The sequence below is a fragment of the Amycolatopsis sp. MtRt-6 genome, from assembly GCF_017308975.1.
GTDB lineage: Bacteria > Actinomycetota > Actinomycetes > Mycobacteriales > Pseudonocardiaceae > Amycolatopsis.
The window spans coordinates 1-3,124 of record NZ_JADWPD010000069.1; the positions used below are offsets into that span (position 1 = coordinate 1).

Annotated in this window: 2 rRNA genes; both read left to right on the plus strand. The window is 56.0% G+C overall.

From position 1 onward, the window contains the following. Positions 1 to 2,942: ribosomal RNA gene (locus I4Q55_RS48820) — 23S ribosomal RNA — on the plus strand; the annotation flags it as partial. A gap of 64 nt (positions 2,943 to 3,006) precedes the next feature. Further along, positions 3,007 to 3,123, plus strand: a 5S ribosomal RNA gene (gene rrf, locus I4Q55_RS48825). Position 3,124: the final 1 nt, after the last annotated feature.

A 3,124-nucleotide genomic window follows, 5' to 3' on the forward strand; every position in this document is an offset into this window, starting at 1 on the left:
GAACGCGGGGAAGTGAAACATCTCAGTACCCGCAGGAAGAGAAAACAACCGTGATTCCGTGAGTAGTGGCGAGCGAAAGCGGAAGAGGCTAAACCGTTTGTATGTCAAGCTGTCAGGCGTTGTGCAGACGGTGTTGTGGGACCCGCCTTGGAGAGGCTGACACTTCTTCGGGTTGTTGTGCTGGTTAGTGGAACCGCTTGGGATGGCGGGCCGGAGTGGGTGAGAGCCCCGTACGCGAAAACCAGTGGCAAGGACCTTGGTGGTGTTCCCGAGTAGCAGCGAGCTCGTGGAATTTGCTGTGAATCTGCCGGGACCACCCGGTAAGCCTAAATACTTCCTGAAGACCGATAGCGGACGAGTACCGTGAGGGAAAGATGAAAAGTACCCCGGGAGGGGAGTGAAAGAGTACCTGAAACCGTGTGCCTACAAGCCGTCAGAGCCTTTGGGTGATGGCGTGCCTTTTGAAGAATGAGCCTGCGAGTTAGTGCTGCGTGGCGAGGTTAACCCGTGTGGGGTAGCCGTAGCGAAAGCGAGTCTGAATAGGGCGAACTGTAGTCGCGTGGTCTAGACCCGAAGCGGAGTGATCTACCCATGGCCAGGGTGAAGCGACGGTAAGACGTCGTGGAGGCCCGAACCCACTTAGGTTGAAAACTGAGGGGATGAGCTGTGGGTAGGGGTGAAAGGCCAATCAAACTCCGTGATAGCTGGTTCTCCCCGAAATGCATTTAGGTGCAGCGTCACGTGTTTCTTGCCGGGGGTAGAGCTACTGGATGGTCTAGGGGCCTTACCGGGTTACCGAAATCAACCAAACTCCGAATACCGGTTAGTGAGAGCGTGGCAGTGAGACGGCGGGGGATAAGCTTCGTCGTCGAGAGGGAAACAGCCCAGAACACCAGCTAAGGCCCCTAAGTGTGTGCTCAGTGGGAAAGGATGTGGGATTGCCCAGACAACCAGGAGGTTGGCTTAGAAGCAGCCACCCTTGAAAGAGTGCGTAATAGCTCACTGGTCAAGTGGTCCTGCGCCGACAATGTAGCGGGGCTTAAGCACACCGCCGAAGCTGTGTCATTCACACATATACATCGGCTTCCGTATTCGTACGGTTGTCTAGTGGTGTGGATGGGTAGGGGAGCGTCCTGCATCCAGGGAAGCGGCGGCGGAAGCCAGTCGTGGAGGGTGTGGGAGTGAGAATGCAGGCATGAGTAGCGAATGCAGAGTGAGAAACTCTGCCGCCGGATGACCAAGGGTTCCTGGGCCAGGCTAATCCGCCCAGGGTAAGTCGGGACCTAAGGCGAGGCCGACAGGCGTAGTCGATGGACAACGGGTTGATATTCCCGTACCCGAGCATGTGCGCCCATGACGAGGCGTTTGATACTAACCACCCAAAGCCATCGCTTGAAGCCTTCGGGTGGATGGTGGTGTGTGGAGCGTGGGACCTGATTTCGTAGTAGTCAAGCGATGGGGTGACGCAGGAAGGTAGCTCCGCCAGGCGATGGTTGTCCTGGTGTAAGCGTGTAGGCCGAGTGGTAGGCAAATCCGCCACTCATTGAGGCTGAGACGTGATGCGTAGCCGTTTGAGGCGAAGTAGAGTGATCCTATGCTGCCGAGAAAAGCCTCTAGTGAGTGCATGCACGGCCCGTACCCCAAACCAACACAGGTGGTCAGGTAGAGAATACCAAGGCGATCGGGTGAACTGTGGTTAAGGAACTCGGCAAAATGCCCCCGTAACTTCGGGAGAAGGGGGGCCAAACATCCTGAAGCCCTTTGCGGGCTAGGGGTGGGTGGCCGCAGAGACCAGCGGAAAGCGACTGTTTACTAAAAACACAGGTCCATGCGAAGTCGCAAGACGATGTATATGGACTGACGCCTGCCCGGTGCTGGAACGTTAAGAGGACCGGTTAACTCACTTTGGTGGGTGAAGCTGAGAATTTAAGCGCCAGTAAACGGCGGTGGTAACTATAACCATCCTAAGGTAGCGAAATTCCTTGTCGGGTAAGTTCCGACCTGCACGAATGGCGTAACGACTTTCCGGCTGTCTCAACCACAGGCCCGGCGAAATTGCACTACGAGTAAAGATGCTCGTTACGCGCGGCAGGACGGAAAGACCCCGGGACCTTTACTATAGTTTGGTATTGGTTTTCGGTTCGGCTTGTGTAGGATAGGTGGGAGACTGTGAAGCTGCAACGCTAGTTGTGGTGGAGTCGTTGTTGAAATACCACTCTGGTCGAATTGGGAATCTGAACCTCGGGCCATGATCTGGTTCAGGGACAGTGCCTGATGGGTAGTTTAACTGGGGCGGTTGCCTCCTAAAGAGTAACGGAGGCGCCCAAAGGTTCCCTCAGCCTGGTTGGCAATCAGGTGTTGAGTGCAAGTGCACAAGGGAGCTTGACTGTGAGACAGACATGTCGAGCAGGGACGAAAGTCGGGACTAGTGATCCGGCACCTCCTGGTGGAAGGGGTGTCGCTCAACGGATAAAAGGTACCCCGGGGATAACAGGCTGATCTTGCCCAAGAGTCCATATCGACGGCATGGTTTGGCACCTCGATGTCGGCTCGTCGCATCCTGGGGCCGGAGTAGGTCCCAAGGGTTGGGCTGTTCGCCCATTAAAGCGGCACGCGAGCTGGGTTTAGAACGTCGTGAGACAGTTCGGTCCCTATCCGCCGCGCGCGTAGGATACTTGAGGAAGGCTGTCCCTAGTACGAGAGGACCGGGACGGACGAACCTCTGGTGTGCCAGTTGTTCTGCCAAGGGCATGGCTGGTTGGCCACGTTCGGAAGGGATAACCGCTGAAGGCATCTAAGCGGGAAGCCTGTTCCAAGATGAGGTATCCCACCCCTTTGTGGGTTAAGGCCCCCAACAGACCATTGGGTTGATAGGCCAGAAATGGAAGCACAGTAATGTGTTGTCGAGTTGACTGGTACTAATAGGCCGAGGACTTGCCTACGAAGATGTTACGCATCCACTCTACGGTTCTGAAACACCACCTCAGGTGTGTTGTTTCGGAGTGTTTCGGTGGTTATAGCGTCAGGGAAACGCCCGGTCCCATTCCGAACCCGGAAGCTAAGCCTGACAGCGCCGATGGTACTGCAACCGAAGGGTTGTGGGAGAGTAGGACACCGCCGAACT